Raw genomic sequence first — 26,610 nt, 5'->3', positions numbered from 1 at the left:
CAATCCGACATTCACGCGCCCCAAACGCGCACGCCGGCGCGCACGATCCACGGCGACACGCCATGCGGCCGAAACAGCCCGCGCCCGCACGCGGCGCGCCGTTCCCGAACGCACGGAATCCGCCGCGCCCGACGCAGCAGAAAATGCCGTCCCGCCCCGTCGAAACGCCGCATCCGTACGCTTGCGCGCCGCAATTGGACGCGCGCGTAAATCGTCCGATCGGTAGCATGGCCTCACACGTCCTGTTCGAACGAGAGCCTGCACCGCCATGATCATTCCATCGCTGATCGAAGCCGATCGTCGGCATCTGATCCATCCCGTCGTCAGCTACCGCGCGCACGAGGCGCGCGGCGTCACCGTGCTCGATTCCGCCGACGGCGTGTTCCTGCGCGACGCCGAAGGCAACGAACTCCTCGACGCGTTCTCCGGCCTCTGGTGCGTGAACGTCGGCTATGGCCGCGACAGCATCGTCAAGGCCGCGGCCGAGCAGATGGCGCGCCTGCCGTATGCGACCGCGTATTTCCACTTCGGCTCCGCGCCCGCGATCGAGCTCGCCGAGAAGCTGACCGCGCTCGCGCCGAAGTCGCTCGCACGCGTCTACTTCACGCTCGGCGGCTCGGACGCCGTCGATTCGGCGCTGCGCTTCATCACGCATTACTTCAACGCGACGGGCCGTCCGCAGAAGAAGCACGTGATCGCGCTCGAGCGCGGCTATCACGGCTCGTCGTCGATCGGAGCCGGGCTCACCGCGCTCGCGACGTTCCATCGCCACTTCGACGTGCCGCAGCCGACCCAGCATCACATCGAATCGCCGTACGCATACCGCCATCCGGCAGGCCACGACGATGCGGCGCTGATCGCCGCGTCGGTCGCGGCGCTCGAGGCGAAAGTCGCCGAGCTGGGGGCCGAGCGCGTCGCCGCGTTCTTCTGCGAGCCGGTGCAAGGCTCGGGCGGCGTGATCGTGCCGCCCTTCGGCTGGCTCAAGGCGATGCGCGACGCGTGCTCGCGGCTCGGCATCCTGTTCGTCGCCGACGAAGTCATCACCGGCTTCGGCCGCACCGGCCCGCTCTTCGCGTGCGAGGCCGAGGGCGTCGAGCCCGATCTGATGACCGTCGCGAAGGGGCTGACGGCGGGCTACGCGCCGATGGGCGCGGTGCTGATGTCCGACGAGATCTATCGGGGAATCGCCGACGGCGGCGCCGCCGACGCCGCGATCGGCCACGGCCACACGTATTCCGCGCACCCGGTGAGCGCGGCGATCGCGCTCGAAGTGCTGCGCCTCTATCACGAAGGCGGGCTGCTCGAAAACGGCATCGCGCATGCGCCGCGCTTCGCGCGCGAGCTCGACGCGCTGCGCGCGCATCCGCTCGTCGGCGACGCGCGTTCGCGCGGGCTGCTCGGCGCGCTCGAGCTCGTCGCCGACAAGGCGAGCAAGGCGCGCTTCGATCCGTCGCTCAATCTGCCCGAGCGGATCGCGGCGGCGGCGTACCGCAACCGCGTCGTGTTCCGCGCGTTCGGCGACGGCATCCTCGGCTTCGCGCCCGCGCTCAGCTACACGGCGGACGATTTCGACTTGCTGTTCGCGCGGCTGCGCGCGACGCTCGACGAAGTGTCCGCGCAAACCGACGTGCGGCGCGCGCTCGACGCAGCGCACGCGCGAGCCGCGTGACGCGCTCCCACGTCAAGCCGGGAAGCCACGCCGGGAATCCGGAGCCCGGCGGACACGTGGGAAAACGCTGCCTTGTGGCCGCAATTTTGTGACCGTAAAGTAACCGTACGTTTACTCTTCATTCTTCCGACGCCGTGATGATGGGCGACTGCAAGCTGGACAAGATCGATCTGCGGATACTCGCGCAGCTGCAAAAGCGCGGCCGCATCACCAACGTGGAGTTGGCGGATGCGGTCGGCCTGTCGCCGAGCCCGTGCCTGATACGGGTCAAGCGCCTGGAGAAAGCGGGTTACATCGCCGGCTACGGCGCGGACATTCAGCTCGAAAAGCTCGGCGACGTGCAGATCGTGTTCACCGAAGTCACGCTCGCCGACCACCGCCGCGAGGACTTCGACCGCTTCGTCGCGGCGATCCGCAACGTCGACGAGATCGTCGAATGCCACCTCGCGAGCGGCGGGTACGACTATCTGCTGAAATTCGTCACGCGCAGCGTGAGCCACTATCAGACGATCATCGAAGGGCTGCTCGAACGGAACATCGGCATCGAAAAGTACTTCAGCTACGTGATCATCAAATCGCCGTTCGTGAAGCGGCACTATCCGCTCGAAGCGCTGTTCGCCGATCGGCATTGACGCGGCGGAACGCCCGTTTCGCGGGCGACATGGGAGAGCGGGCGGCCGGTTTCGGACGCCTTCGCGGCGGCTCCCGAAAAATCTCACCTTTGGGCAGAAAGCGCGCCGAAGCGGGCTGAAGCAGCCGTCGGCGCGCTCGCCGGACGCGCGGCGGCGGTGGTTGTCTCAAGCCGTCGGACCGAACGGCAGCGGCATTCGCATCCGCGCCGCCGCCGTTCGTCAGAACGTCACGCGCCCCTCGAGATAGAACACGCACGATCCTTCGAGCTCGACGCGCTCGCCGTTCAGCCGGCAGCGCACGTCGCCGCCGCGCGGCGACGCCTGATGCGCGCGAAACGCGGTCTTGCCGAGCCGCGCCGCCCAGTACGGCGCGAGCGCGCAATGCGCGCTGCCCGTCACCGGATCTTCCGGCACGCCCTTCGCCGGCGCGAAATAGCGGCTGACGAAATCGTAGTCGCCGCCGTCCGCGGCCGTCACGATCACGCCGCTGCGATCCAGCGCCGCAAGCGCGGCCATGTCCGGATTCAGCGCGCGCACCGCCTGCGCGCTCGCGAGCCGCGCCAGATACACGTGCGCGTTCGCATGCACGTCTTCGAGCGCGCCTGCGCCGAGCGCGTCGGCGAGCCGTGCATGCGCACGCGCGTCGCTCGGCGCGGTCGGGCGGGCGGGGAAATCCATCCGGTAGCCGTCCGGCGTGCGTTCGACGGTCAACGGCCCGCTCGCCGTGTCGAACACGACGCGCTCGCGCGCGGGCTCGACCCGCTCCATCACGACGGCGGCGCTCGCGAGCGTCGCGTGCCCGCAAAGCGGCACCTCGATGCGCGGCGTGAACCAGCGCAGTCGATAGCCGGACGCGTGCGGCACGGCGAACGCCGTTTCCGCCAGATTGTTCTCCGCCGCGATCGCCTGCATCGTCGCGTCGTCGGGAAAGCGATCGAGCAGCACGACGGCCGCGGGATTGCCCGCGAAACGGCGATTCGCGAACGCGTCGACTTGATAGATGGGCGCCGAGATCGGCCGGTCGGCCGCGCGATCGGCATGCGCGCTTGCCGTGTTCGCTGCGTTCATCGCGTTCTTCGTTCGGGTCTTGGCGATCGGTGGATCGAAGGTGAGCTCACGGCGGCGCCGACGCTCACGGCAAACCGTTGGCGCAATGCTCGGCGAAGCCCGCTCGCGCGGCGAGCCGCGCGAAATACGCGGACACCACCGCGAAATCGGGCTTGTCGTCGAACGGCGTGCGCAGCCACCGGTTGACCGACAAGCCGATCGCGACGTCGGCGAGCGTGTAGTCGGAGCCGGCGACGTACGCGCCCGTCGCGTCGAGCCGCGCGTTCAGGATCGCCATGTGCCGCGTCCAGCTCTCGCACGACGCGCGGATCTGGCCCTGATCCCGATGGCTCGGCTCGTTGCGCACGATCGCGAAGAACGCGTAGCTCCACGCGCGGTTCAGCGCGGTCGTCTGCCAGTCGAGCCATTGATCGACGCGCGCCCGCGCGTGCGGCTCGGCCGGATACAAATGCGCGCCGCCGTACCGGTTCGCCAGATAGCGGATGATCGCGTTCGATTCCCAGAGCACGAAATCGCCGTCCACGAGCACCGGCACGAGGCCGTTCGGGTTCAGCGCGAGGAATTCGGGCGTCTGCGTCGACCGGAATCCCGCACCCCAGTCTTCGCGTTCGAACCCGAGCTGCAATTCGGCGCACGTCCACATCACCTTGCGGACGTTGATCGACGGCGCCTTGCCGAGCACTTTCAGCATCACGGACCACCTCGTTCGACGATGATTCGGACGATTGTAGAAGTGCGAGCGCGACGCCGACAGGTACGGTTCGCTGCGTATCGACCGATGCGCCTGCCCGCCGCGTGCCGGCGCTCTCGCGGCGACGCCGCGCCACCCGTCACCAGACGCGCGGCAAAAGCCGCCAGCGCACGCGTTCGCAATACGCGCGATAGCCGTCGAGGTGCACGCTCAGGTAGCGTTCCTCGTCGACGAGCCGCGCGACGACGCCCGCCGCGAGCACTGCGGCGAACGGCCAGGCCCAGGCCGACTGGGCGGCGATCGGGCTCCCGAAAAATATCACCATTGCGCCGGTATACATCGGGTGCCGGACGAAGCGATACGGGCCGGACGAGATCACCGTCTGCTCCTGCTTCACCTCGACGATGCTCGACGCGAAGCGGTTCTCGCGCAGCACGGCGAAGCAGATCGCGAAGCCCGCGATCACGAGCGCGTTGCCGAGCGCGACCGCGCCCCAATCGACGGGCGTGCGCGCGACGCGCCATTCAGCGCCCATCGCGACGACGAGCCCGACGCTCGCGACGCTGACGACGCCGAGAATGATCTTCTGGCTGAGCTCGCGCTCGGCGCGCACGCCGACGCGCATCCGGCTCTCGACGAGCGCCGGATCGCGCTTGAGGAAATAGAGGGTGAGCACGGTCGTCGAGCCGGAGAACACGAGCCAGTAGATCCAGCCCTGCCAGTAGCGCAGCGAGCCCGCCGGCGCGAAGATCAGCACGGCGAGCATCGCGACGAAACGCGCCTGCGCGCCGAGCGCGCGCTTCGACAGCGAGTCCATTGCGGGGGCCTCCTTTTGGGGCGGGGGATGTCGATGGGCGGGTCGGTGTGTTTCGTATGGTTTGCGGTTTGCGGTTTGCGTCGTCGATCATGCGCATCCGTCGTCCAGCCGTCCAGCCGTACGCCTGCGTCCGCCATGCGCGCAAGCATGCACCATGCGTCGTGCGTCGTGCGTCGTGCGTCGTGCGTCGTGCGTCGTGCGTCGTGCGTCGTGCGTCGTGCGTCGTGCGTCGTGCGTCGTGCGCATACATCGTACAACGCGCTTTGATTTGCGCGTCGATGTCGCGTACGGACGAAATGGCCCGTTAGTTGCGGAACTGTCAGTGATTTCAAACCGAGCCCCGACTGTCGATCAAAAATCGGGGTTCGTTGTCCGCCGATCACTGCGCGCCGGCCGACGACGCTCGGCTCTCGCCGCATTCCATGCACGGTTGGCGGTTGGCGGTTGGCGGTTGGCGGTTGGCGGTTGGCGGTTGGCGGTTCGCGGTTGGCGGTTCGCGGTTCGCGGTTCGCGGTTGGCGGTTCGCGGTTCGCGGTTCGCGGTTCGCGGTTCGCCGTTCGCCGTTCGCCGTTCGCCGTTCGCCGTTCGCCGGACGATTATCCGCCGTTCGCGCGCTCGTTCAGGTGCGCGAACGCGTCCGCGAGAAAATCCACGCACACGCGCACCTTCGCCGACGCCGCAAGCCGCGCCGGATAGACCGCCCACACGTTCGCCGGCTGGATCGCGTCGGGCAGCACGCGCTTGAGCGCGCCGCTCGCGAGCAGCGGCCCCGCTTCCCAGATCGAGCGCAGCACGATCCCGCGGCCGGCGAGCGCCCACTGCACGGCAACCTCGCCGTGATTCGTCGACAGCGCGCCGCCCACCTTCACCGTCGATGTCTCGCCTCGCACCGTGAGCCGCCATACGCCGAACGGATGATCGCGCTCCTTGATCGCGAGGCATTGATGCGCGGCGAGATCCGCGAGCTGGCGCGGCATGCCGTATCGCGCGAGATACGCAGGCGAAGCGCACAGCACCCGGTAATTCGTCGCGAGCCGCTTCGCGATCAGGTGATCGGCGATCTCGTCGCCGATCCGGATGTCGAGATCGAAGCCTTCGCCCACGACGTCGATGAGCCGGTCGAACAGATCGAGCCGCACGTTGAGCTGCGGATAGCGCTCGTTGAACTCGAGCAGTGCGGGCGCGAGCACGTGCCGGCCAAAGCCGAAGCTGCTCGAAATCCGCAGCGTGCCGCGCGGGACGCTGCGGGTCGTCGAGACGTCCTCGACGAGATGGTCGACGTCGTCGAGGATCTTCTCGGTCCATGCGTAGACGCGCTCGCCCGCCTCCGTCACCCCGACGCGGCGCGTCGAGCGGTGCAAAAGCCGCGTGCCGAGCTGCTTTTCGAGCAGCGCGACGCGCTTGCTGACATACGCCGGCGACACCGCGAGCTGCTCGGCGGCCGCGCTGAAGCTCGCGAGCCGCACGACGATGCTGAACACGCGCAGGTCGTCGAGATTCGGCGAATTATTCACGATGCGTGGAAAGTCGATTAACCGGATGGCCGATTTTAATCCTTCCAGAAATAAATAGAATGCGTAAATCGACGACGGCGCGCGTCCCGAGCGACCGCGCCCGTCACACCGCCCATGCCGCCCGCGCCCGGCCCAGCCGACGCGCGCGGCTCGACACGAGACGAGGAATCCAGCATGAACGACAAGGCGTACAAGATCGCCGTCATCCCCGGCGACGGAATCGGCGTGGAAGTGATGCCCGAAGGGCTGCGCGCGCTCGACGCGGTGAGCCGCCGCTTCGGCTTGCGCTTCGAATACCAGCCGATCGAATGGGCGAGCTGCGAGTACTACGCGAAGCACGGCCAGATGATGCCGGACGACTGGAAAACGCAACTTTCCAGCATGGACGCGCTGCTGTTCGGCGCGGTCGGATGGCCCGACACTGTGCCCGATCACGTCTCGCTGTGGGGGTCGCTGCTGAAATTCCGCCGCGAATTCGACCAGTACGTGAACCTGCGCCCCGCGCGCCTGTTCGACGGCGTGCCGTGCCCGCTCGCCGGCCGCAAGGCGGGCGACATCGATTTCATGATCGTCCGCGAGAACACGGAAGGCGAGTATTCGGCCGTCGGCGGCGTGATGTTCGAGGGCACCGACCGCGAATTCGCCGTCCAGCAGGCGGTGTTCACGCGGCTCGGCACCGAGCGCGTGATGAAGTTCGCGTTCGAGCTCGCGCGGCGCCGCGCGAAGCGGCTCACCGTCGCGACGAAGAGCAACGGCATCGCGATCAGCATGCCGTGGTGGGACGCGCGCGCCGCCGAGATGGCCGCGCACTATCCGGACATCGCGTGGGACAAGCAGCACATCGACATCCTGTGCGCCCGCTTCGTGATGCAGCCGGACCGCTTCGACGTCGTCGTCGCGTCGAATCTGTTCGGCGACATCCTGTCCGACCTCGGCCCCGCGTGCACCGGCACGATCGGCATCGCGCCGTCTGCGAACCTGAACCCGGAGCGCAACTTTCCGTCGCTGTTCGAGCCGGTGCACGGCTCCGCGCCGGACATCGCGGGCAAGCACGTCGCGAATCCGATCGCGATGATCTGGTCGGCCGCGATGATGATCGACTTCCTCGGCGAAGGCGCCGGCCGCGCCCGCGAAGCGCACGACGCGATCGTCGCCGCGATCGAGCACGTGCTGAAGCACGGCCCGCGCACGCGCGACCTGGGCGGCCAGGCGTCGACGAGCGAAGTCGGCGACGCGATCGTCGCGCACCTGCTCGGCTGATCGCCTTCGATCGCCGCGCGCCGTTTCAACCGCATCGTTTCGTCAGGATTCGCACCATGCCGCTCACGCTGTCCCGCACCGAACTCCTCCGCACCGGCAACCTGATCGACGGCGAATGGCGCCCCGCCGCGTCGGGCAGCCGCTATGCCGTGTCCGATCCGGCCGCGCTCGACGTGATCTCCGAAGCCGCCGACAGCGGCGCCGACGACGCGCGGGCCGCCACCGACGCCGCCGCCCGCGCGCTGCCCGCGTGGCGCGCGACGCCCGCGCGCGAACGCGCCGCGATCCTGCGCGCGTGGCACGCGGCGATCGTCTGGCACACCGAAGACCTCGCGCGCCTGATGTCGCGCGAGCAAGGCAAGCCGCTCGCCGAGGCGCTCGGCGAAGTCGCGTACGGCGCGTCGTACGTGCAGTGGTTCGCCGAGGAAGCGACGCGAGCGTACGGCGACGTCATCCCGCAGCAGCACCACGGCAAGCGGATGAGCGTGGTGAAGGAGCCGATCGGCATCGTCGCGGCGATCACGCCGTGGAACTTTCCGCTCGCGATGATCGCGCGCAAGATCGCGCCGGCGCTCGCGGCGGGCTGCACGGTCGTCGCGAAGCCGGCGGAGGACACGCCGCTCACCGCGCTCGCGCTCGCGTTCCTCGCGATGGAAGCCGGCGTGCCGCCCGGCGTGCTGAACATGATCTCGGCGTCGCGCGAGCGCGGCGTCGAAGCGGTCGGCGACTGGCTCGCCGATTCGCGCGTGCGCAAGATCACGTTCACCGGCTCGACGCCCGTCGGCAAGTTCCTCGCGCGCGAATCGGCGGCGACGCTGAAGAAGCTGTCGCTCGAACTCGGCGGCAACGCGCCGTTCATCGTGTTCGACGACGCCGATCTCGACGCGGCCGTCGGCGGCCTGATGGCCGCGAAATTCCGCAACGGCGGGCAGACCTGCGTGTGTCCGAATCGCGTGTACGTGCAGGAAGGCGTGTACGACGCGTTCGCGGCGCGCGTCGCCGAGCGGGTGGGCGCGCTGCGCGTCGCGCCGGCGACCGATTCCGCCGCGCAGATCGGCCCGATGATCAACGCGCGCGCGGTCGACAAGATCGCGCGCCACGTCGACGACGCGGTGACGCGCGGCGCGCGCGTGCTGACGGGCGGCCGGCGTCTCGCCGAGATCGGCCCGCACTTCTATGCGCCGACCGTGCTCGCCGACGCCGCGCCCGGCATGCAGCTTTGCGGCGAGGAGACGTTCGGACCGGTAGTTGCGTTGTTCCGATTCTCGACCGAAGACGAAGCCATCGCCGCGGCGAACGACACGCCGTACGGCCTCGCCGCCTACTTCTACACGCAGAACGTGCGGCGGATCGCGCGCGTGTCGTCGCGGCTCGAGGCCGGCGTCGTCGGTGTCAACGAAGGTGCGCTCGCGAGCGAGGCCGCGCCGTTCGGCGGCGTCAAGGAATCGGGCTACGGCCGCGAAGGATCGCGCTACGGGCTCGACGACTATCTCGCGATCAAGTATCTGTGCGAAGGCAATCTCGATTGACGCCTTTCACGATGAAACGTGCGCGCGCACGCATGAAATCGCTCACCGAACGGCGTCGTATGCGCGGCGCCGGCCAGGTTCGCGATCGCGCGCGCACGTGATCCGCCGCGACATTTTCATCGACTCCCGAAAAAGCTCACCATGACCGAATCGGCCCCCGTATTTCCTCACTATTCGATCGAGGTCGACTTTCCGAACCTCGATGCGCATCGTGCCGGCAACGCCGGCGTCGACTACGTGCATCGCTTCGATTCGGGCGCGCCCGGCCCGCACGTGATGATCAATGCGCTCACGCACGGCAACGAAGTGTGCGGCGCGATCGTCGTGGATGCGTTGTTGAAGATGAGGTTGCGGCCGCGCCGCGGCGTGCTGACGCTGTCGTTCGCGAACGTCGCCGCGTACGAGCGCTTCGATGCGGACAAGCCCGACGCTGCGCGCTTCGTCGATCAGGATTTCAATCGCGTATGGACGCCCGCGGTGCTGGACGATCCGTCGAAGCGCGCGGTCGAGCTCGATCGCGCGCGCGCAATGCGGCCGTTCGTCGACGAAGCCGACTGGCTGCTCGACCTGCATTCGATGCACGAGCGCAGCGCGCCGCTGATCGTCGCCGGGCCGCTCGACAAGGGCACCGCGCTCGCGCTGCGGATCGGCGCGCCGGCAACGGTGATTCGCGACGAAGGCCATCCGGAAGGCAAGCGGATGCGCGATTACGGCGGCTTCGGCGATCCGGCGAGCGCGAAAAATGCGCTCCTCATCGAATGCGGTCAGCACTGGGAGGCGCGAGCGGCGGCCGTCGCGCGCGACAGCACCGCGCGCTTTCTGGTCGCCTCGGGCATCGTCGACGGACAGGATCTGCCCGTCGACTGGTTCCTGCCGCTGGCAAAGACGATGCGAGTCGTGCAGGTGACGGAACCCGTCGTCGCGACGAGCCACGACTTTCGTTTCGCCGATGCATACACCGGCCTCGAGCATTTCGCGAAAGCGGGCGAAGTGATCGGCTGGTCGAACCGCGAGCCCGTCACGACGCCGTATCCGGACTGCGTGCTCGTGATGCCGTCGCTGCGCCAGTTGCGCCCGGGCGTGACGGTCGTTCGGCTCGGCCATCTGGAGCGCGAGGTGCCGCAGCGAGGATGATGCGAACGGCACCGGGCGCCGCCGTTCGGGGCGCCGCCGAAGCGGCGCCCGATCGCATTCGACGCTCGCGACAGGCGGTCGTCGCGCTATGCTTAGCGTTTGGCGTTTGGCGTTTGGCGTTTGGCGTTTGGCGTTTGGCGTTTGGCGTTTGGCGTTTGGCGTTTGGCGTTTGGCGTTTGGCGTTTGGCGTTTGGCGTTTGGCGTTCGGCGTTCGGCGTTCAGCGTTCAGCGTTCAGCGTTCGGCGTTCAGCGTTCGGCGTTCAGCGTTCGGCGTTCGGCGTTCAGCGTTCGGCGTTCAGCGCTCTACGCGCGGCGTCCAAACATCGCACGACGCAACGCCTCGACGCATCGCAACCACCCGCGCTACCCATGACGAATCGCGCGACGCTTCGGCAACGCACGCCGCTCGATGGCGGCGCGACGTCGCGCGCCGCGCGCCGTCGCTCAAAGCACGAGGTCCGACAAGCCCGGATGATCGTCGGGCCGGCGGCCGAGCGGCCAATGGAACAGGCGATCCGATTCGCGAATCGGCATGTCGTTGATGCAAGCGTGGCGATGCGCCATCAGCCCGTTCTCGTCGAATTCCCAGTTTTCGTTGCCGTACGAGCGGAACCAGTTGCCCGCGTCGTCGCGCCATTCGTACGCGAAGCGCACCGCGATCCGGTTGCCCGTGAACGCCCACAATTCCTTGATCAGCCGATAGTCGAGCTCGCGCGTCCACTTGCGGCGCAGCAGCGCGACGATCTCCGCGCGGCCCGTGGCGAACTCCGCGCGGTTGCGCCACTTGCTCTGCGGCGTATAGGCGAGCGACACGCGCTCGGGGTCGCGCGTGTTCCAGCCATCTTCAGCAGCCCGAACTTTTTGAATCGCGGTTTCGCGCGTGAACGGCGGAACGGGCGGGCGGATTTCGGTTGAATCGGACATCGTGTTCTCCAGATTGAGGACGTGAAAGGGCCTGCCCGGCTCGCCGACGGACGGCGGGCAGGTCGAGGTACGGCTATTCGAGTGAAGGAAAAGGGGGAGCGTCAGCCGGACCGGCTCGGCAACGTCGCGTCGAGCAGCAGCTCCGCCGCCGCGCGCGCGTCGCGCGCCGCCGATGCATCGCCGCTCACGAGCGCGACGCCGATCGCGCCGTCGATCAGCACGAGCCACTGGCGCGCGAGCCGCGCGACGTGCCGGCGATCCGCGCCGGCCTCGGCCGCATGCGCGTCGAGCTGCTCGCGCACGAACGCGCGCAGGCGTTCCTTGTGCTCGCGCGCGACGACACGCACCGGATCGTCCGGATGCTCGATCTCGCCCGCCGCGTTCAGGAACGCGCAGCCATGAAAATCCGCCTGCTCGAACCATTCGCGCAGCACGTCGAACATGCCGACGAGCCGCGCGCGCGGCGTCTTGCCGCGTTTTTCCGTCGCGTCGACGAACCACGTCATCCAGCGTTCGTCACGACGTTCGAGCGCGGCGGCGACGAGCGCCTCCTTCGATTCGAAGTGCGTATAGAAGCTCTTGCGCGCGGCGCCCGACAGCTTGACGATCGCGTCGACGCCCGTCGCATGAATGCCGCCCGCGTAGATCAGCGTCTCGGCCGCGTCGAGCAAGCGCTCGCGCGCGCCGGCTGCGGCGGGGGAAAGGTCAGGTTTCGTGTTCATGCGTTTACGGTAGAACGATCATTCTCCTTTGTCAACCTCGAATCGATGCGCTATCGTCTTTCGACGCGTTCGACAAACGAGGTTCGGATGAAACCGGCGAGATGGGCGGGATGGATCGCATGCGCGGTTGCGCTCGCGGGCGCGACAGCGAGCTGCACGCCGCTGCGGGTCGTCACGCACAGCGTGTCGACGGCGGAAGCCGCCGTTCCGGCCGGCCGCTACACGCTCGATCCGCACCACTGGAGCATCGTGTTCGACGTCGACCATTTCAAGTATTCGCGCTTCACGATGCGTTTCGATCGCGCGAGCGCGCAGCTCGACTGGCGCGCGGGCGGGCTTGCCGACAGCGGCGTGACGGCGTCGATCGACGCGGCAAGCATCGACACCAACGTGCCGCTGCTCGACAAGCTCGTCGCGGGCGCCGACGCGCTCGACGCCGCCCGCTATCCGCAGATCCGTTTCGACGGCGCGCACTTCACGCGCACGAGCGCGACGCAAGGCACGTTGGCCGGCAACCTGACGATCCGCGGCGCGACGCGCCCCGTCACGCTCGCCGTCACGTTCAATGGCTACGGCCGCAATCCGTTGACGAAGCAGGACACGCTCGGCTTTTCCGCGAGCGGCACGTTCAGCCGCGCGCAATTCGGCGTGACGAGTTGGTTTCCGGCCGTCGGCGACGACGTGCGCGTGCGCATCGAGGCGGAATTCGTCAAGGAAGGCGTAGCGCCGGCGCAATGACGCGCCGATGACGTACCCTCTCACGGCGCTCGCGATCCGCGACGATACTCGATCCTCATGCACCGCGACTCACGTCGCCGTCACGAAAATTTTTTACGACATTTTTTCTTGAAAGGCGCGCTCGCGCCTCCCTACACTTCGGGCAACCGTCGAGGTTTGGGAGGTGTCATGCAACAGCAACGAGCGAAGAACGAACGAGCAATGCATTTCGCATGCGCGAAGCGCGTGGAAGGCCGTGTCGTGCTGAGGCGTTTCGATCCGGCGCACGACTCGTACGAAGAGCTGACCGCGCTGCTGCATCGCGCATTCGCGCGGCTCGGCCAAATGGGACTCAATTGCCCTTGCGTCGATCAGCCGGCCGCCGTCACGCGGCAGCGCGCGCTCGCGGGCGAGTGCTTCGTCGCCGTCTGCAACGGCCACCTGGTCGCGACGATGACGCTTCATACGCGCGATTTGTCGTCGCCGTGCGAGCTCTATCGCCGCGCCAACGTCGCGACGCTGCGCCAGTTCGGCGTCGATCCGGTGTGGCAAGGGCGCGGCATCGGCTGCTCGATGCTCGCGTTCGCCGCGCATTGGGCGGCCGCGCGCGGCTATCGGCGCCTCGCGCTCGATACGCCGCAACCCGCCGCGCATCTCGTCGAGTTCTATACGCGTCAAGGATTCCGAATCGTCGACGTCATGCATTTTTCCGGCAAAGGCTACGACAGCGCGATCCTCAGCAAGTCGACGGACGCATCGCCTTCGTATGGATGGAAAATGCGCGAACTGCCGCTGATACCGACGCCAACGCCGACACCGCTCGGTCGCGTCGCATGAGCGCCGACGACGAAACGCACCGGCGCGACCGCACGCACGATTCGGGCGATTCTGGCGATCCGAACGCGCGCAAGCCGGCCAACGTGCGAGCCGCGATGCGCGCGCGCGGGCTCGCCAAGGTCGTGTGCATCACGATCGCGGTGAGCCAGGTGTTGACGACGGCATTCGCCGGCCTCGCTCACGCATTCGGCCACGACGTCGAACCCGGCCCGCTGCTGCTCTTCAATTTCGTCACGTGCGCGCTCGTCGGTTTCTGGCTGCAATCCGATGCGCAGCGCGCCTATCTCGATGCACGAGCAAGCGGGCGCCTGCGCAAGGCCCCGACCGTCGATACGCTGCCCGACGTTCCGACCGGTTGCCCGAAACGTTGGCTAGTCATCCTGAACATTGAATTGAATCCGCATTTGCTCGACGAAGCGAAATAGAGCACGTGCGCATGGCGTGAAATCGCGGAGCGTCGCTTGGAAATATTGATGCGATGTTTACTCCCGCCACCCGAGTCTTTCGATCGATTTGACACGTGCCGCGCTGTAATGGAGACATGAAGCGCGGCCGAACCGACTGCCGAAGCGGGAGAATCGATGGACAAGCACGCGTATCTGCAAATCAGCCTTTTCGTCATCGTGCTGACGCTGCTCGTCAAGCCGCTCGGGCGCTACATCGCCCGCGTCGCAAACGGCGATCCGCCTTGGCCGATGCGAATGCTGCGGCCCGTCGAGCGATGGACGTATCGCGCGGCGGGCGTCGATCCCGAACAGGGGATGAGCTGGAAAACTTACGCGGTCGCGTTGTTGTCGTTCAGCGTGCTCGGCACGATCGCGCTCTACGCGTTGCAGCGTCTCCAGCACAGGCTGCCGCTCAATCCGCAGGCCCTGCCGGCCGTCGGTGCGGATTCGGCATTCAACACGGCCGTCAGCTTCGTCACCAACACAAGCTGGCAGGGCTACGCAGGCGAAACGACGCTCAGCTATCTGAGCCAGATGGGCGGCATCGCCGTGCAGAGTTTCCTGTCGGCCGCCGCGGGCATCGCCGTCCTGTTCGCGCTGATCCGCGCGCTCGCGACGCGCGGCACCGGCTCCGTCGGCAATCTATGGGCCGACCTCACGCGCGCGACGCTGTACATCCTGATTCCGTTGTCCGTGCTGTTCGCCGCCGCGTTCATCGCGCAAGGCACGATCCAGAACTTCTCCGCCTATCGCGCCGTTCACATCGCGCAAAGCGTCACCTGGCAGCAGCCCGCGCTCGACGCCAGCGGCACGCCGTTGCGCAACGCCGCCGGCCAACCGGTCGTGCGCACGATCACGAGCCGCGAGCAACTTCTGCCGATGGGGCCCGTCGCGTCGCAGGAATCGATCAAGCTGTTGAGCGGCGACGGCGGCGGCTTCTTCAACGCGAACTCCGCGCATCCGTTCGAGAATCCCACGCCCTTCAGCAACTTCCTGCAAATGCTCGCGCTGCTGCTGCTTCCGGCCGCGCTTTGCTACACGTTCGGCGCGATGGTCGGCGACACGCGGCAGGGCTGGGCGATCTATGCGGCGATGCTCGCGATGTTCGTCGCCTGCGCCGCGGCAACGATGCGCGCGGAGCAGGCGGGCAGCGCGACGCTCACGGCGCCCGGCATCGACTCGCGCGCATCCGTAGCGATGCCGGGCGGCAACATGGAAGGCAAGGAGACGCGCTTCGGGATCGCGTCGTCCGCGCTCTACGCGGCGATCGCGACGGCGAGCGGCGACGGCGCCGTCGACGCGATGCACGATTCGCTGACGCCGATCGGCGGACTCGTGCCGATGGCGTTGATGCAGACGGGCGAAGTGGTGTTCGGCGGCCCCGGCTCGGGACTCTTCGGCATGCTGGTGCATGCGATGCTCGCCGTGTTCATCGCGGGATTGATGATCGGCCGCGCGCCCGAATATCTCGGCAAGAAGATCGATCCGCACGACATGAAGCTCGTCTCGATCGCGATCCTCGCGACACCGATCGTCGTGCTCGTCGGCACGGCCGTATCGGTGCTGCTGCCGGACGGCGTCGCCGGCATCGCGAACCCCGGCGCGCACGGCTTCAGCGAGATCCTCTACGCGTTCACGTCGGCCGCGAACAACAACGGCAGCGCGTTCGCCGGCCTCGCCGCGAACACGCCGTACTACAACACGGCGCTCGCGGCGGCGATGTGGCTCGGCCGCTTCGCGACGATCGTGCCGGTGCTCGCGCTCGCGGGCTCGCTCGCGCCGAAGGTGCGGCGCGCGGCCGGCCCCGGCACGCTGCCGACGCATGGCCCGCTCTTCGTCGTCCTGCTGATCGGAACGGTCTTGCTGATGACGTTGCTCACGTATCTGCCGGCGCTTGCGCTCGGGCCGATCGTCGAGCAGGTGACGATGGGCGCCGCGCATTGAATGCCGCGCGAGGCTCGACATGCCGCCTCGCGCGGTTTTCGGATCATCGTTCGCAGTCCGTAGCGCGGCGTGACTCGTGACTCGTGACTCGTGACTCGTGACTCGTGACTCGTGACTCGTGACTCGTGACTCGTGACTCGTGACTCGTGACTCGTGACTCGTGACTCGTGACTCGTGACTCGTGACGTGACTCGTGACTCGTGACTCGTGACTCGTGACTCGTGACTCGTGACTCGTGACTCGTGACTCGTGACTCGTGACTCGTGACTCGTGACTCGTGACTCGTGACTCGTGACTCGTGACTCCCGGCCCGGCGTCACACGGTCCAGTCGAGAATCACCTTGCCGCTCTCGCCCGACAGCATCGCCGCGAAGCCCTTCTCGAACTCGTCGACCGGAAAGCGATGCGTGAGGATCGGTGACAAGTCGAGCCCGCTCTGCAACATCGCGACCATCTTGTACCAGGTCTCGAACATTTCGCGCCCGTAGATGCCCTTGATCTCGAGGCCCTTGAAGATCACCTGATTCCAGTCGATCGCGGTCTGCGCGGGCGGAATGCCGAGCAGCGCAACCTTGCCGCCGTGATTCATCGATTCGAGCAGCGACGTGAACGCGCTCGGCACGCCCGACATCTCGAGCCCGACATCGAAGCCTTCGGTCATGTGCAGATCGGCCATCACGTCGCGCAGCGATTCGCGCGACACGTTCACCGCGCGCGTCGCGCCCATCTTGCGTGCGAGATCGAGGCGATAGTCGTTGATGTCGGTGATGACGACGTTGCGCGCGCCGACGTGCTTCGCGATCGCCGCCGCCATCACGCCGATCGGCCCCGCGCCCGTGATCAGCACATCCTCGCCGACGAGGTTGAACGACAGCGCGGTGTGCGTCGCGTTGCCGAACGGATCGAAGATCGCGGCGAGATCGTCGGAGATCTCGGGCGGAATCTTGAACGCGTTGAACGCGGGAATCGCGAGATACTCGGCGAACGCGCCTTCGCGATTCACGCCGACGCCCACCGTGTTGCGGCACAGATGGCGCCGCCCCGCGCGGCAGTTGCGGCAGAAGCCGCACGTGATGTGGCCTTCGCCGGATACGCGATCGCCGATCGAGAAGCCGCGCACTTCCTGGCCCATCTCGACGATCTCGCCGACATACTCGTGGCCGACGTGCATCGGCACCGGAATCGTCTTCTGCGCCCAGTCGTCCCACTTCCAGATGTGGATGTCGGTGCCGCAGATCGCGGTGCGGCGAATCTTGATCAGCACGTCGTTGTGACCGACCTCGGGCTTCTTCACGCGGGTGAGCGTAAGGCCCGGGCCGCGTTCGAGCTTGGCAAGCGCTTTCATCGCGAGCCTCCGTCTAAATGACGCCGAGCGTCTTGCCGACGCGCACGAACGCGTCGACCGCGCGATCGATCTGCTCGGGCGTATGCGCGGCGCTCATCTGCGTGCGAATGCGTGCACGGCCGCGCGGCACGACGGGATACGAGAAACCGATCACGTACACGCCTTCGGCGAGGAGCGCGTCGGCCATCCTGGATGCGACCTGCGCGTCGCCGAGCATCACCGGAATGATCGGGTGCTCGCCCGGCACGAGCGTGAAGCCCGCCGCGCTCATCTTCTCGCGGAAGTGCGCGCCGTTCGCGCGCACGCGCTCGCGCAGCCGCGCGCCCTCGTCGCTCGCGAGCAGCTCGAGCACCTTCAGCGACGCGGCCGCGATGCTCGGCGTCAGCGTGTTCGAGAACAGATACGGGCGCGAGCGCTGCCGCAGCAGTTCAACGATTTCGCGCCGCGCGGCGACATAGCCGCCCGACGCGCCGCCCAGCGCCTTGCCGAGCGTGCCCGTGATGATGTCGACGCGGCCCTCGACGCCGCAATGCTCGGGCGTGCCGCGCCCGTGCTCGCCGATGAAGCCGACCGCATGCGAATCGTCGACCATCACGAGCGCGCCGTAGCGATCGGCGAGATCGCAGACGCCTTTCAGGTTCGCGATGATGCCGTCCATCGAGAACACGCCGTCGGTCGCGATCAGCTTGAAGCGCGCGCCCGCGGCGTCGGCCTCGCGCAGCTTCGCTTCGAGATCGGCGAGATCGTTGTTCTTGTAGCGAAAGCGCTTCGCCTTCGACAGGCGAACGCCGTCGATGATGCTCGCGTGGTTCAGCTCGTCGCTGATGATCGCGTCGTTTTCGTCGAGCAGCGTCTCGAACAGGCCGCCGTTCGCGTCGAAGCAGCTCGAATACAGAATGCAGTCGTCCGTTTTCAGGAACGCGGAAAGCGCCGCCTCCAGTTGCTTGTGCACGGTCTGCGTGCCGCAGATGAAGCGCACCGACGCCATCCCGAACCCGTCCCGCTCGAGCGCCGCCTGCGCGGCGGCGATGAGGCGCGGATCGTCCGCGAGCCCCAGATAGTTGTTCGCGCAGAAATTCAGCACGTGCGCGCCGCCGGCAAGCCGGATGTCGGCCGCCTGCGGGCTCGCGATCTCACGCTCGGTCTTGTAGAAACCGTCCGCGCGAATCTGCTCGAGGGTGCCGCGTAGATGGGCGAGATAGGCATCACGCATCGCATAAGCTCCTGATATGGGCTGCAAGCCTCGGCGCTCGGCCGCGCTCGTGGCGGCGGCAAAGCAGCTTGCTACTGTTATAGTCGGCCGTCGGGTTCAGCGTATTTTTCCTGTATTTCGAACTAAAATTCGAAATACCGAACAACTCTAAGCGAACGGAATTCAAATGGCAAGCTCTTCCGGCGCGCGGCGCACAGCCGCGCCCGCTTCCGCCGGCGTCGCGCCGCCGCGGGTCGGCGAGCAAATTCAGCGCCTGCGCAACGAGCGCAAGCTGACGCTCGACGATCTGTCGCGCGCGGCGGGCGTATCGAAATCGATGCTGTCGGAAATCGAGCGCGACAAGGCGAATCCGACGATCGCGGTTGCGTGGCGGCTCACGAACGCGCTTGGCATCAGCCTCGACGAGTTGTTCGCGCAGCCGAAGGCGCCGGAGACGATCCGCGTCGACGGCCCGCACGACATCCCGACGCTCGCCGGGCACGACGCGCAATACCAGTTGCGCGTCTGGGGGCCGATCGAGCTCGCGGGCAAGTTCGAGTGGTATGAGTTGACGCTGCCGGCGCACGGCGCGCTCGTGTCGAATCCGCACGAGCCGGGCACGCGCGAGCATCTGACCGTGCTGAACGGCACGATCGAAATCGAAGCGGCGGGCATCGCGCGGCGCCTGAAGGCGGGCGACACCGCGCGCTACGCGGCCGACGGGCCGCACGCGATCCGCAACGCGGGCAAGAGCGAAGCGAAGGCGCTCCTCGTCGTGATCCATCGGCAGCACGGCGTCTAGCCGGCTCGTCAGCCAGTTGCGCAAAATACTGTATATTCGTACAGTATACGCAAAACAGGAGCCCGCGATGACCGAACAGGATCTGGCCGCGCTCAGCTTCAAGGCTGCGGCGCACGATATGGAAACGATTGTCCGCCACATTGCCGAGCGCTATATCCGGCAAGGCGTGCCGCTGACGTGGCGGCTCCTGCACGCGGTCGAGGCCGAAGCGCTCGCCGATCTCGGCTTCGCGAGCCGGCACGATTCGATGGTGCGCTGCCTGTTCGACCGCCCGGCCGAACTGTGCTTTCCCGAAACCGACGATCTCGTCGACTTCGGGCGGTCGAACGCGCTGCCTGCGGTGTTTTCGTTCGCGGTCGCCGCGTACGAGCGGGCCGCGAACGCGCGGAACGACGCGACGGAAGCGCCGGCGCGCCCCATGCGCGTGTCGCGCGCGTGGGGCGACTGACGCCACCGCGCCCAACCCAAGCCGTCGAGCGGCTCGCGCCTCGCACGCAGACAGCTGGCTTCCGGCGGCACGATGGCTGCCGAATTTGTTCGGCCGCTGACTCGAAACACTTTATCGAGCGAATGCGACACGCTATGATGAATTGCAACTAACGGGACAATAGACATGTCGCTGCCCACCTTGACGAGCCCCACATCGCCGCCCGACATCCCGAGCGATCTGTTCGATCGCGACACGTCGGATTGGCTCAACCGTCCGGACACCGCGTTCGACGCATGGCTGGCCGCCCAGGAATTTCGCCGTTCGTCGGCCGACGTCTATCGCGCGCAGTGGGGCGCGTTTCTCGGCTGGCTCGCAAAACGACAGAAAAACCTCGCGACGGTCGACACCGAGACGATCGCCCACTTCGTCGGCGAACTCCCGATCAAGAAGACGCAAAGAGTCCGCTATTTGAGGCTGATCGAGCGCGTGCTCGACCACGTGCGCAAGAGCGAGCTGGGCTCGACGAATCCTGCTCGCTTCATCGCTCAGGATGGCGAAGCAACTTGGCGTAGCGCGCGAGACAATGAACCAACCAGTTTCCTTGCGCCGGCCGAACGCGCGGCGCTGCTCGCGTATCTGTTTTCCCCGCTGCCGGCGATGGGCGCGGCGCTCTGGAAGGAGCGCCGCGATCGCGCGCTCATCGCCGCGTTCCTCGGCGGCGGATTGAAAACCGGCGAGGCGCGCACGCTCACGATTAGTTGCGTGAAACTTGGAACGACGATGCTGACGATCCCGGCGACCCAGCCGGAATTCACACGCGAAACACATCTTGCATCGTTCGCGATCGCGCTGTTCGACGCGTGGCTCGCCGAACGCCAACGCTGCGGCATTCCGGGCGAACTCGTCTTTCCCGCATCCCAATCCGGCCGGCCAATGCACAAGGCAACGATGCTGCGTGCGGTCGACGCGATCATCGACGCGGCGGACATCGCGCAATCCCGCACCGCGCGCGCCAGTCCGCAAACGCTGCGCAACACGTTCGCGGCCGAGTTGTTCGAAAACGGCGTCGATCCGGAGAAAGTCGGGCAGTGGCTGGGATTCGCGCAGCCGATATCGTCGAACCGGCTGCACCGCGCATGGAGAAACTGGCGGGAGAACCTCGCAAGTGCGCTGCCCGACGCCGAGCCGCTCACCGATGATGCGCCTGCCGCGTCAAGCCAGGCTTGAAGCCGGGATTTTTCACCCCCCGAAAACGCTCACCTTTCGACTCCCGAATTTCCTCACGTTTGAGAAATCCGGACGCATGCCGTCACCGCTTCCGGGCGAAATACGCGGCCGCCGCAAAGCGCGACGACCGCGCTCCCGACGTGTGCTCACATTCTGGGCAGAGCAATTCGTAGCCACGTGCGTCGTGTGACAGCTCGGGTTCGCCGTCGCCGCAATTCGGACAGCGCGCCGGCAGCGACACGTGCTGATCCAGTGATGTGCCGATCGCGTCGAACGCCGCTGCATCCAGACTCCCGGCGTCAGCCAGACGCCGAATCAGAGCGGCAATCTCGGGCGTCATGCCCTGACTGGCCCGCAATACCTCGACTTCCTTGACCGCGTCGGCCAATTCGTCGCCTTGCTCTTTCAACTGCGCGTCGAGCCGGTCCGCGCGCGCCTTGGCGGTACTCAATTGCTGCAGGAAATCGAATTCCTTGCGGTTGACGTCACGCAACCCCTGCTGGTAAGTCGACGCCATGCTGCGCAAGGAATCGAGCTCGACGAGCATCGGCTTCACGCGCCGCTCGGCTTCCGCGATCGCGTCCTTGATCTGCTGTGCGTAGTGCTCGGTGTTCTCGCGCAGCTCCGCGTGCAGCGCGTCGATGCGCTCGCGCAGCGCGGCGTTTTGGCCTTGCTCGGTTTCGAGGCGCTGATTCAGCAGCGCGTTTTCGTTTTCCATTCGATGGATCAGGCCCTGCAGCGAATCCTGATGGACTAGGCCTTGCGTCGACGCGGACGCCAGCTGCACCTCGACTTCGGTCAACCGATTCTGTAATTGCTCGGCGCGCGCGTCGCTCCGGCCAAGCGCGTTTTCAAGCGCTTCCTGGCGAATCAGCGCGTCGCGATATTTCTGTTCAGCGGCGGCTACGTCCTCGCTAGCCTGCTGCCGCTCGACATCGAGACTCTCCCGCGCCTGCTTCAATGCCTCTTCATATAGCGTGCCGAGCAGTGCGCCGGCCTTTTCTTCGAGGGCCTTCGGCAAAGCAGCGCCCTCGAGCCTGACTTTGGACGCCGCACGAATGCGTTCCCAAAAGTAGTCGATGTCCTTCGGGATGTCGCTCGCGCTGCCGGTCTGGGTCAGATCACGGACGTTCGCGGCGGACGGGCGGATGCCGAGATCGAAGAACAACCGCTTGCATGCGTGTAGCGACAGTTCTTGCCGACGGGCGCCGGATGCGCGCAACGCATCGAGTTCTTCGCGAATGGTTTGCCGGATCTCATCGAGCGTCATGGTCGTTGTGCTAAATCAAAACGTATCAATCATAACGAAACACGTTTGTTCCAATACGTTTTTGATCTGCTTGTTGTACTTTTGCTACTGCTGAAGCGGGGTTGGGAAATCTCGAGTCCTTTTGCTCACGTTGATGTCCTACATCCGTGAAACAAAGCGAAGAATCGTCATTAAGCCCATGTTTTTAAAAGGTTACCGGATAGGGCCCGAATAACGGCAATTGTTTCACGTGCTGGGCGCTGCGGTTCTCGAGGCTTTTCTGGAGGCTCAAGGGGGTTCTGTGGAAAACTCGTCGGGGGCGTCTTGAGAGTATTAGAAGTAAACACCCTTGAACCTTCGTTAAAAACGTTAACGCCACGGGGAAGCCTTGCCCAGCAAGGGATTGCGGCCGATAAGGTGAAGTTTTACGGGATATGAGGTGAAAATTTTCGGGAGCCGACGTGATGGGGTTCGGGGATCAGCGTGAGCCGATGCAGGAAAGATCGTGAGCGGGTTCAGGACAGTTTCCCACAGAAGAAATTTCCGAAGGTGAGGTTTTTCAGGGGCTCTGCGATGGTGAAGCCGCGTGGAGCCTGATTCGATCTGTCCACAGTTGGGTGGCCACAGGTGAGGCTTTTCGGGATGGGTGCGAGGTAGCGATTCTGCCCTTCTTTTAAGCAAAGTTGGGGCATAGGTGAGATTTCTCGGGATTCCAGCCTGTTTTGATGTGAGCGTTTCCGGGAAGGAGCGCCTGTAAAGGCCCGTCCGGCGGGGCTTCCGAGCCTGAAATGTGCCAAAGGTGAGGTTTTTCGGGAAACCTTCGTCGGCCCAGGAACCAGGGTTGCCGCCAAAGGTGAGGGTATTCGGGCGTTTGATGCGATGGCGTCGATTGAACTCGAGGTGAGCTTTTTCAGGACCAGGAATGCTCCCGAGATTTGGTAAAGGTGAGCTTTTTCGGGAGAAGTTGACGCCTACTTGGTCGCGAACGCCCGTGGATATTGGCGGGCGAGCGCTGTTCACGTGCCCGCTTTTCATCAAAGGTGAGGATTTTCGGGAAATGGCGTCGCGCGAGCGGCATCAGCCCGCTTTGGTAAAGGTGAGGGAATTCGGGAGAAGAAGATTTCGACTGGCGTCTCAGCCATGTTTCGTAACTACTTGATGTAGTTATGTTTTTTGCCATTCGAATGCGATGGTGAGGCTTTTCGGGAGTATCCGGTGCGTTATCTAGTCGGACGAAAGTCGGCTTGAGGTGAGACTTTACGGGGGCTGAATGCCGTCGATCGCCCATGTGCTGGTCCTGTGGCAACGATCGACGATGAGCTCGATGGATTTGAACGGTGAGCTTTTTCGGGAATAGGCCTGAATGGCGGGACCGGCGACGAGGGAAATATCTCTTTCAGATCCGTTCGACGGGCCTGCCGAAGGGCGGCGGGCGGTAGAAAACGACGACGTTTGGGGCGGTGAGGCGAGTCAAATGCGGACGTTCGCTTTGGCTGCCTGCGGCGCACAGTGAGTCGGTCGCTGCGAGGCGGTGTTTGGGTTTGGGCGAGTCGGAGCGTGCCTGCTCGAGCTATTTCTTTGGCGGGAGCGCTGCGAGCAGGACGTTGCCGCGGGTTGGTTCGGGGGAGTCGATTCGGGTGAGGACGAATGGGCGCCGGCAGTTCATGCCGCATTTCGGTGTCGTACGTCTGCGGCTGATGTGGATCGGTATCGTTTGGTTCGATGCTGCGTGGAAGAGCACCGCCGGTGCCGATGGTGAGCCACTGCGGCAAGGCGAACTCACGTCGCCTGGCGGGCGCCAACGAACGATGGAATTGACCGTTCGCGTTGCCCAGCTTGGGCAGTGGCAGTCCGGCTGCGGGATTATTCGGATATCGATCGACGTGCTCCGAGACCGGCTTGGGGTGAGGCGCATCGGTTGCTGGTCGCTCACGTCGCGCGTCTTGGATGGTAATTGCCGGTCTCGACGTCTGCCGGTGGACGCCGCCCCATTCGCCGGCGGCTGCGTCCTGCTGATCTGTCGGTTAGTCGAAGCAACCCGTTGCGGCTCACGTTTGGTCCTCGTAGGGCTATTCGGTTAGTTCGAAACGTCCGATCCGCTCACGTTTGCCGGGATTTCGGGTGAGTCGATTCGGTCTGGAGGCGCTCACGCTCACGGCTTCGGGCTGATTGCAGCGCGGACGAAGAGGCTTGCGTTCGTGACGCCGGCGGCGGCTCGTATATCTCTTGGATGGCGCTTTTTCGTGCATGTCGCATTGCGAGGGGTGAGGCGAGCGAAGACGTGCACGCTCACGTTGTCGACCTGCGACGTCCTAATGTGCGCCATGCGTTGACGGACGTCGTTTGCATCGGCGGTGGCTGAGCGTGGTGACGTGCCATGCTCGAGGTCACGCGCGATCGGCTGCGGTCACTTGTCCGATCGCACGGGCGCTCGCGTGATTGCGGTGAGTCAAATCGTCTTCAGCTGCTCACGCGTCAGTCATTTACGTCGAGGGCTGGCGCCGATGCCCGTTCCGCACGGGCGGGCTCGGCAAAACCGCTCAAGCGCGTCGCTTGGGCGGGCTCCGCGTCGTCTGCCGGCGTCAGTCGGACCTCAACGCCCAAAGATCCGAGGCTGACGTCCTGCGAGTCCGCATATGCACATACATGACGCCTGAACTCTTCGGTAGCCGTTTGCCCGACGGATGGTCCGGCGCCATCCCGGGCGGTGACTCGGCCGACATCGAAGCCGGCCGCCTGTGCGCTGCTTTCCGATTCGGCACCGCGCGCCGGCCGCGGAAACGCGCGCGCACAGAAAATTCGTCGTAGCAATTTCGCGACAGGATTTGAGGTGAGACGATACGGGAACAGCCGCGCCGCGAAACGTGCGCGAGAAAAAGTCGGCATTCTCGGTGCCTGCCGCGGTGCGCAAAGGTGAGTCGGGGATGATCGAATTTTGGACCGGTGAGCCTATACGGGAGCTCGCTCGGGTGAGCGAGCGCAAATCGCCGAGCTTCACCGCATATGGTGAGCAAGCCGTTCTGGACGCACATCACCACAGACGCTATCCTTCCGGAAACTTCTCCTCCGACCCGACGCATGGCCACCAAGCGCGCCAAGAAAACCGATGTGGATGTGGTGAGTGCTAGTTCCGCCGAATTGCGTAAGGCCGTCGAGGCAATCGCAATTCAGCCGAAGAACGGCAAGATCACCCTGCTGACTCGCAAGCTGTTCAACGTGCTGCTTGCGGTCGCCCAGCAAGCCGACGATTCCGGCGACACTTATCGCGCGCTGCTGTCGGACATCGTCGCCAACTCCGCGTTCGACTCCAACGACACGGCGCTCGTCAAGGAGCACTTGCGACGCATGGTGTCGGTGCAGGTCGAATGGAGTACCGGCACATCGAGCCAGAAGCCCGGCCGGAAATGGGGGATCTCCACGCTGATCGCCGACGCCGAAATTCTCGAAGATCCGGCGACGCGGCGCGTGTGGGTTGAATTCTCGTTCGCGCCGAAGATCAAGAAAAAGCTGCTCGACCCGGTGCAGTACGCGCGCCTGAGCCTGCAATTCCAGAGCCAACTGCGCAGCAGCGCGGGGCTTGCGTTGTACGAAATCTGCGTGCGCTATCTGACGAACCCGAGCCATCTGACGATGCGCGAGCCTTGGGAATGGTGGCGGCCGATTCTGTCGGGCACGCCGGATACCGAAGCGGGCGACGAGGCGAAGCGCGAATACAAGTATTTCAAGCGGGACTACCTGCGTCCGGCGATCGCCGAGGTGAACGCCGTGACGAACATCTTCGTCGAACTGGTCGAGCATCGCGAAGGGCGCCGGGTCGCCGAGATCCAGTTCCGCGTGTCGGAGCGAAAGCAGCCGATGCTCGCCCTCGACGAGCATCCGAACGTGTTCGACAGCACGCTCGTCGACCGCATGGTGAAGATCGGCATTCCACTGAAGGAAGCGCAAACGCTTTACGCGGACAACGAGGAAAACCGGATTCGCGCGGCGCTCCAACTGACCGAGCAGCGGGTGCGCAGCACGACGTTGCCGCCTATTCGCAGCGCGCCCGCCCTCTTCAAGGACGCGCTGAAGAAGGGATATGCGCCGCCCGTCGATACGGTCGAAACGCCTCCGCTCGGAGGCAGCGGCAAACTGGCCGCTGCTGCGGCGGCGGCCAACGCCGGGCAAGCGGACGATCCGAAGGCGCGTCTGCGCAGCGAGTACGACGCGTACCGGCGCAAGGAAGCGAAACAGCTGTACGAGGAGCAAGGCGACGCGGAGCGGGAGGTTGCGCGCGAGTCGTTCGAATCCGACGTGTTGCTCGCGCTGGGCTCGCATCTGCGCGACGATTGGCGCCGGCGCGGGCTCGAGTCGAAGCTCGTCGAAACGGCCTTCTTCGACTGGCTCGCTCAAAAGACTTGGGGCGAACCGACCGACGGCGATCTGCTTGCCTTTACGCTCAGCCAATCTCGCGCGGCTTGA

Annotated in this window: 22 protein-coding genes; 13 read left to right on the top strand and 9 right to left on the bottom strand. The window is 65.8% G+C overall.

What is annotated here, in order from left to right; translation table 11 throughout:
- Positions 1 to 268 precede the first annotated feature (268 nt).
- The gene (locus WT60_RS20155; protein ID WP_038754590.1) at positions 269 to 1,669 is read left to right on the top strand and encodes an aminotransferase class III-fold pyridoxal phosphate-dependent enzyme; all 1,401 of its coding nucleotides are present in this window, start codon (positions 269 to 271) and stop codon (positions 1,667 to 1,669) included.
- Positions 1,670 to 1,809: 140 nt separating this feature from the next.
- Complete coding sequence (locus WT60_RS20150; RefSeq protein ID WP_038754627.1) at positions 1,810 to 2,301, top strand: winged helix-turn-helix transcriptional regulator; 492 nt, start codon at positions 1,810 to 1,812, stop codon at positions 2,299 to 2,301.
- A gap of 219 nt (positions 2,302 to 2,520) precedes the next feature.
- On the opposite strand, the gene WT60_RS20145 is transcribed toward WT60_RS20150, so the two are convergent.
- The 4 genes from WT60_RS20145 to WT60_RS20130 form a co-directional block, all read right to left on the bottom strand.
- Positions 2,521 to 3,369, bottom strand: a complete 849-nt coding sequence (locus WT60_RS20145) for a PhzF family phenazine biosynthesis protein (RefSeq protein ID WP_082745150.1) — start codon at positions 3,367 to 3,369, stop codon at positions 2,521 to 2,523.
- A gap of 64 nt (positions 3,370 to 3,433) precedes the next feature.
- Positions 3,434 to 4,060, bottom strand: a complete 627-nt coding sequence (locus WT60_RS20140) for a glutathione S-transferase family protein (protein ID WP_060355738.1) — start codon at positions 4,058 to 4,060, stop codon at positions 3,434 to 3,436.
- Between the two features lie 139 nt (positions 4,061 to 4,199).
- On the bottom strand, positions 4,200 to 4,877 hold the full coding sequence (locus tag WT60_RS20135; protein WP_059645641.1) for an isoprenylcysteine carboxylmethyltransferase family protein: 678 nt from the start codon (positions 4,875 to 4,877) through the stop codon (positions 4,200 to 4,202).
- A 596-nt stretch (positions 4,878 to 5,473) separates the two neighbouring features.
- The gene (locus WT60_RS20130) at positions 5,474 to 6,391 is read right to left on the bottom strand and encodes a LysR substrate-binding domain-containing protein (RefSeq protein ID WP_038754599.1); all 918 of its coding nucleotides are present in this window, start codon (positions 6,389 to 6,391) and stop codon (positions 5,474 to 5,476) included.
- A gap of 114 nt (positions 6,392 to 6,505) precedes the next feature.
- On the opposite strand from WT60_RS20130, the gene WT60_RS20125 reads away from it, so the two are divergent.
- The 3 genes from WT60_RS20125 (at position 6,506) to WT60_RS20115 (ending at position 10,314) form a co-directional block, all read left to right on the top strand.
- On the top strand, positions 6,506 to 7,651 hold the full coding sequence (locus WT60_RS20125) for a tartrate dehydrogenase (RefSeq protein ID WP_269434505.1): 1,146 nt from the start codon (positions 6,506 to 6,508) through the stop codon (positions 7,649 to 7,651).
- A 56-nt stretch (positions 7,652 to 7,707) separates the two neighbouring features.
- Positions 7,708 to 9,180 carry an NAD-dependent succinate-semialdehyde dehydrogenase gene (locus WT60_RS20120; protein WP_038754606.1) on the top strand — a complete coding sequence of 491 codons (1,473 nt, stop codon included), beginning with the start codon at positions 7,708 to 7,710 and terminating at the stop codon, positions 9,178 to 9,180.
- Positions 9,181 to 9,321: 141 nt separating this feature from the next.
- Positions 9,322 to 10,314 (top strand): M14 family metallopeptidase, encoded by a 993-nt coding sequence (locus WT60_RS20115; RefSeq protein WP_060355737.1) that lies wholly within the window; start codon positions 9,322 to 9,324, stop codon positions 10,312 to 10,314.
- A 444-nt stretch (positions 10,315 to 10,758) separates the two neighbouring features.
- Here WT60_RS20115 and WT60_RS20105 read toward each other — a convergent pair whose 3' ends face one another.
- Together WT60_RS20105 and WT60_RS20100 are read right to left on the bottom strand one after the other, a co-directional pair.
- Positions 10,759 to 11,238, bottom strand: a complete 480-nt coding sequence (locus WT60_RS20105) for a nuclear transport factor 2 family protein (protein ID WP_038754611.1) — start codon at positions 11,236 to 11,238, stop codon at positions 10,759 to 10,761.
- Between the two features lie 101 nt (positions 11,239 to 11,339).
- On the bottom strand, positions 11,340 to 11,960 hold the full coding sequence (locus tag WT60_RS20100; protein ID WP_038754614.1) for a TetR/AcrR family transcriptional regulator: 621 nt from the start codon (positions 11,958 to 11,960) through the stop codon (positions 11,340 to 11,342).
- An 87-nt stretch (positions 11,961 to 12,047) separates the two neighbouring features.
- On the opposite strand from WT60_RS20100, the gene WT60_RS20095 reads away from it, so the two are divergent.
- The 4 genes from WT60_RS20095 (at position 12,048) to kdpA (ending at position 15,904) form a co-directional block, all read left to right on the top strand.
- Positions 12,048 to 12,698, top strand: coding sequence for a YceI family protein (locus WT60_RS20095; protein WP_038754617.1), 651 nt, complete (start codon positions 12,048 to 12,050; stop codon positions 12,696 to 12,698).
- A 168-nt stretch (positions 12,699 to 12,866) separates the two neighbouring features.
- Positions 12,867 to 13,514: a GNAT family N-acetyltransferase gene (locus tag WT60_RS20090; RefSeq protein ID WP_081990080.1), complete on the top strand. Its 648-nt coding sequence runs from the start codon at positions 12,867 to 12,869 to the stop codon at positions 13,512 to 13,514.
- On the top strand, positions 13,511 to 13,939 hold the full coding sequence (locus WT60_RS20085) for a hypothetical protein (RefSeq protein ID WP_060355736.1): 429 nt from the start codon (positions 13,511 to 13,513) through the stop codon (positions 13,937 to 13,939). The genes WT60_RS20090 and WT60_RS20085 overlap by 4 nt, the downstream gene beginning before the upstream one ends.
- A gap of 156 nt (positions 13,940 to 14,095) precedes the next feature.
- Positions 14,096 to 15,904 (top strand): potassium-transporting ATPase subunit KdpA, encoded by a 1,809-nt coding sequence (gene kdpA, locus WT60_RS20080; RefSeq protein WP_059642881.1) that lies wholly within the window; start codon positions 14,096 to 14,098, stop codon positions 15,902 to 15,904.
- Positions 15,905 to 16,220: 316 nt separating this feature from the next.
- On the opposite strand, the gene tdh is transcribed toward kdpA, so the two are convergent.
- On the bottom strand, positions 16,221 to 17,249 hold the full coding sequence (gene tdh, locus WT60_RS20075) for an L-threonine 3-dehydrogenase (RefSeq protein ID WP_038755439.1): 1,029 nt from the start codon (positions 17,247 to 17,249) through the stop codon (positions 16,221 to 16,223).
- Positions 17,250 to 17,262: 13 nt separating this feature from the next.
- Positions 17,263 to 18,462, bottom strand: coding sequence for a glycine C-acetyltransferase (locus WT60_RS20070; RefSeq protein ID WP_060355735.1), 1,200 nt, complete (start codon positions 18,460 to 18,462; stop codon positions 17,263 to 17,265).
- A 166-nt stretch (positions 18,463 to 18,628) separates the two neighbouring features.
- Here WT60_RS20070 and WT60_RS20065 point away from each other — a divergent pair, with 166 nt between their 5' ends.
- The 3 genes from WT60_RS20065 to WT60_RS20055 all read left to right on the top strand — a co-directional run bounded on the left by WT60_RS20065 (position 18,629) and on the right by WT60_RS20055 (position 20,900).
- Positions 18,629 to 19,243 carry an XRE family transcriptional regulator gene (locus WT60_RS20065; protein WP_038755443.1) on the top strand — a complete coding sequence of 205 codons (615 nt, stop codon included), beginning with the start codon at positions 18,629 to 18,631 and terminating at the stop codon, positions 19,241 to 19,243.
- A gap of 67 nt (positions 19,244 to 19,310) precedes the next feature.
- Positions 19,311 to 19,691, top strand: coding sequence for a DUF2471 family protein (locus WT60_RS20060; protein ID WP_038755445.1), 381 nt, complete (start codon positions 19,311 to 19,313; stop codon positions 19,689 to 19,691).
- 165 nt (positions 19,692 to 19,856) lie between these two features.
- Positions 19,857 to 20,900 (top strand): tyrosine-type recombinase/integrase, encoded by a 1,044-nt coding sequence (locus WT60_RS20055; protein WP_059642876.1) that lies wholly within the window; start codon positions 19,857 to 19,859, stop codon positions 20,898 to 20,900.
- 82 nt (positions 20,901 to 20,982) lie between these two features.
- On the opposite strand, the gene WT60_RS20050 is transcribed toward WT60_RS20055, so the two are convergent.
- The gene (locus WT60_RS20050; protein ID WP_059642873.1) at positions 20,983 to 22,170 is read right to left on the bottom strand and encodes a DNA-binding protein; all 1,188 of its coding nucleotides are present in this window, start codon (positions 22,168 to 22,170) and stop codon (positions 20,983 to 20,985) included.
- Between the two features lie 3,057 nt (positions 22,171 to 25,227).
- On the opposite strand from WT60_RS20050, the gene WT60_RS20045 reads away from it, so the two are divergent.
- Positions 25,228 to 26,610 (top strand): replication initiation protein, encoded by a 1,383-nt coding sequence (locus WT60_RS20045; protein WP_060355734.1) that lies wholly within the window; start codon positions 25,228 to 25,230, stop codon positions 26,608 to 26,610.

The organism is Burkholderia sp. MSMB617WGS (assembly GCF_001532025.2).
Taxonomy (GTDB): Bacteria; Pseudomonadota; Gammaproteobacteria; order Burkholderiales; family Burkholderiaceae; genus Burkholderia; species Burkholderia savannae.
Note: the sequence above shows the minus strand (reverse complement) of the source record. Positions and strands in the feature narration are given on the sequence as shown.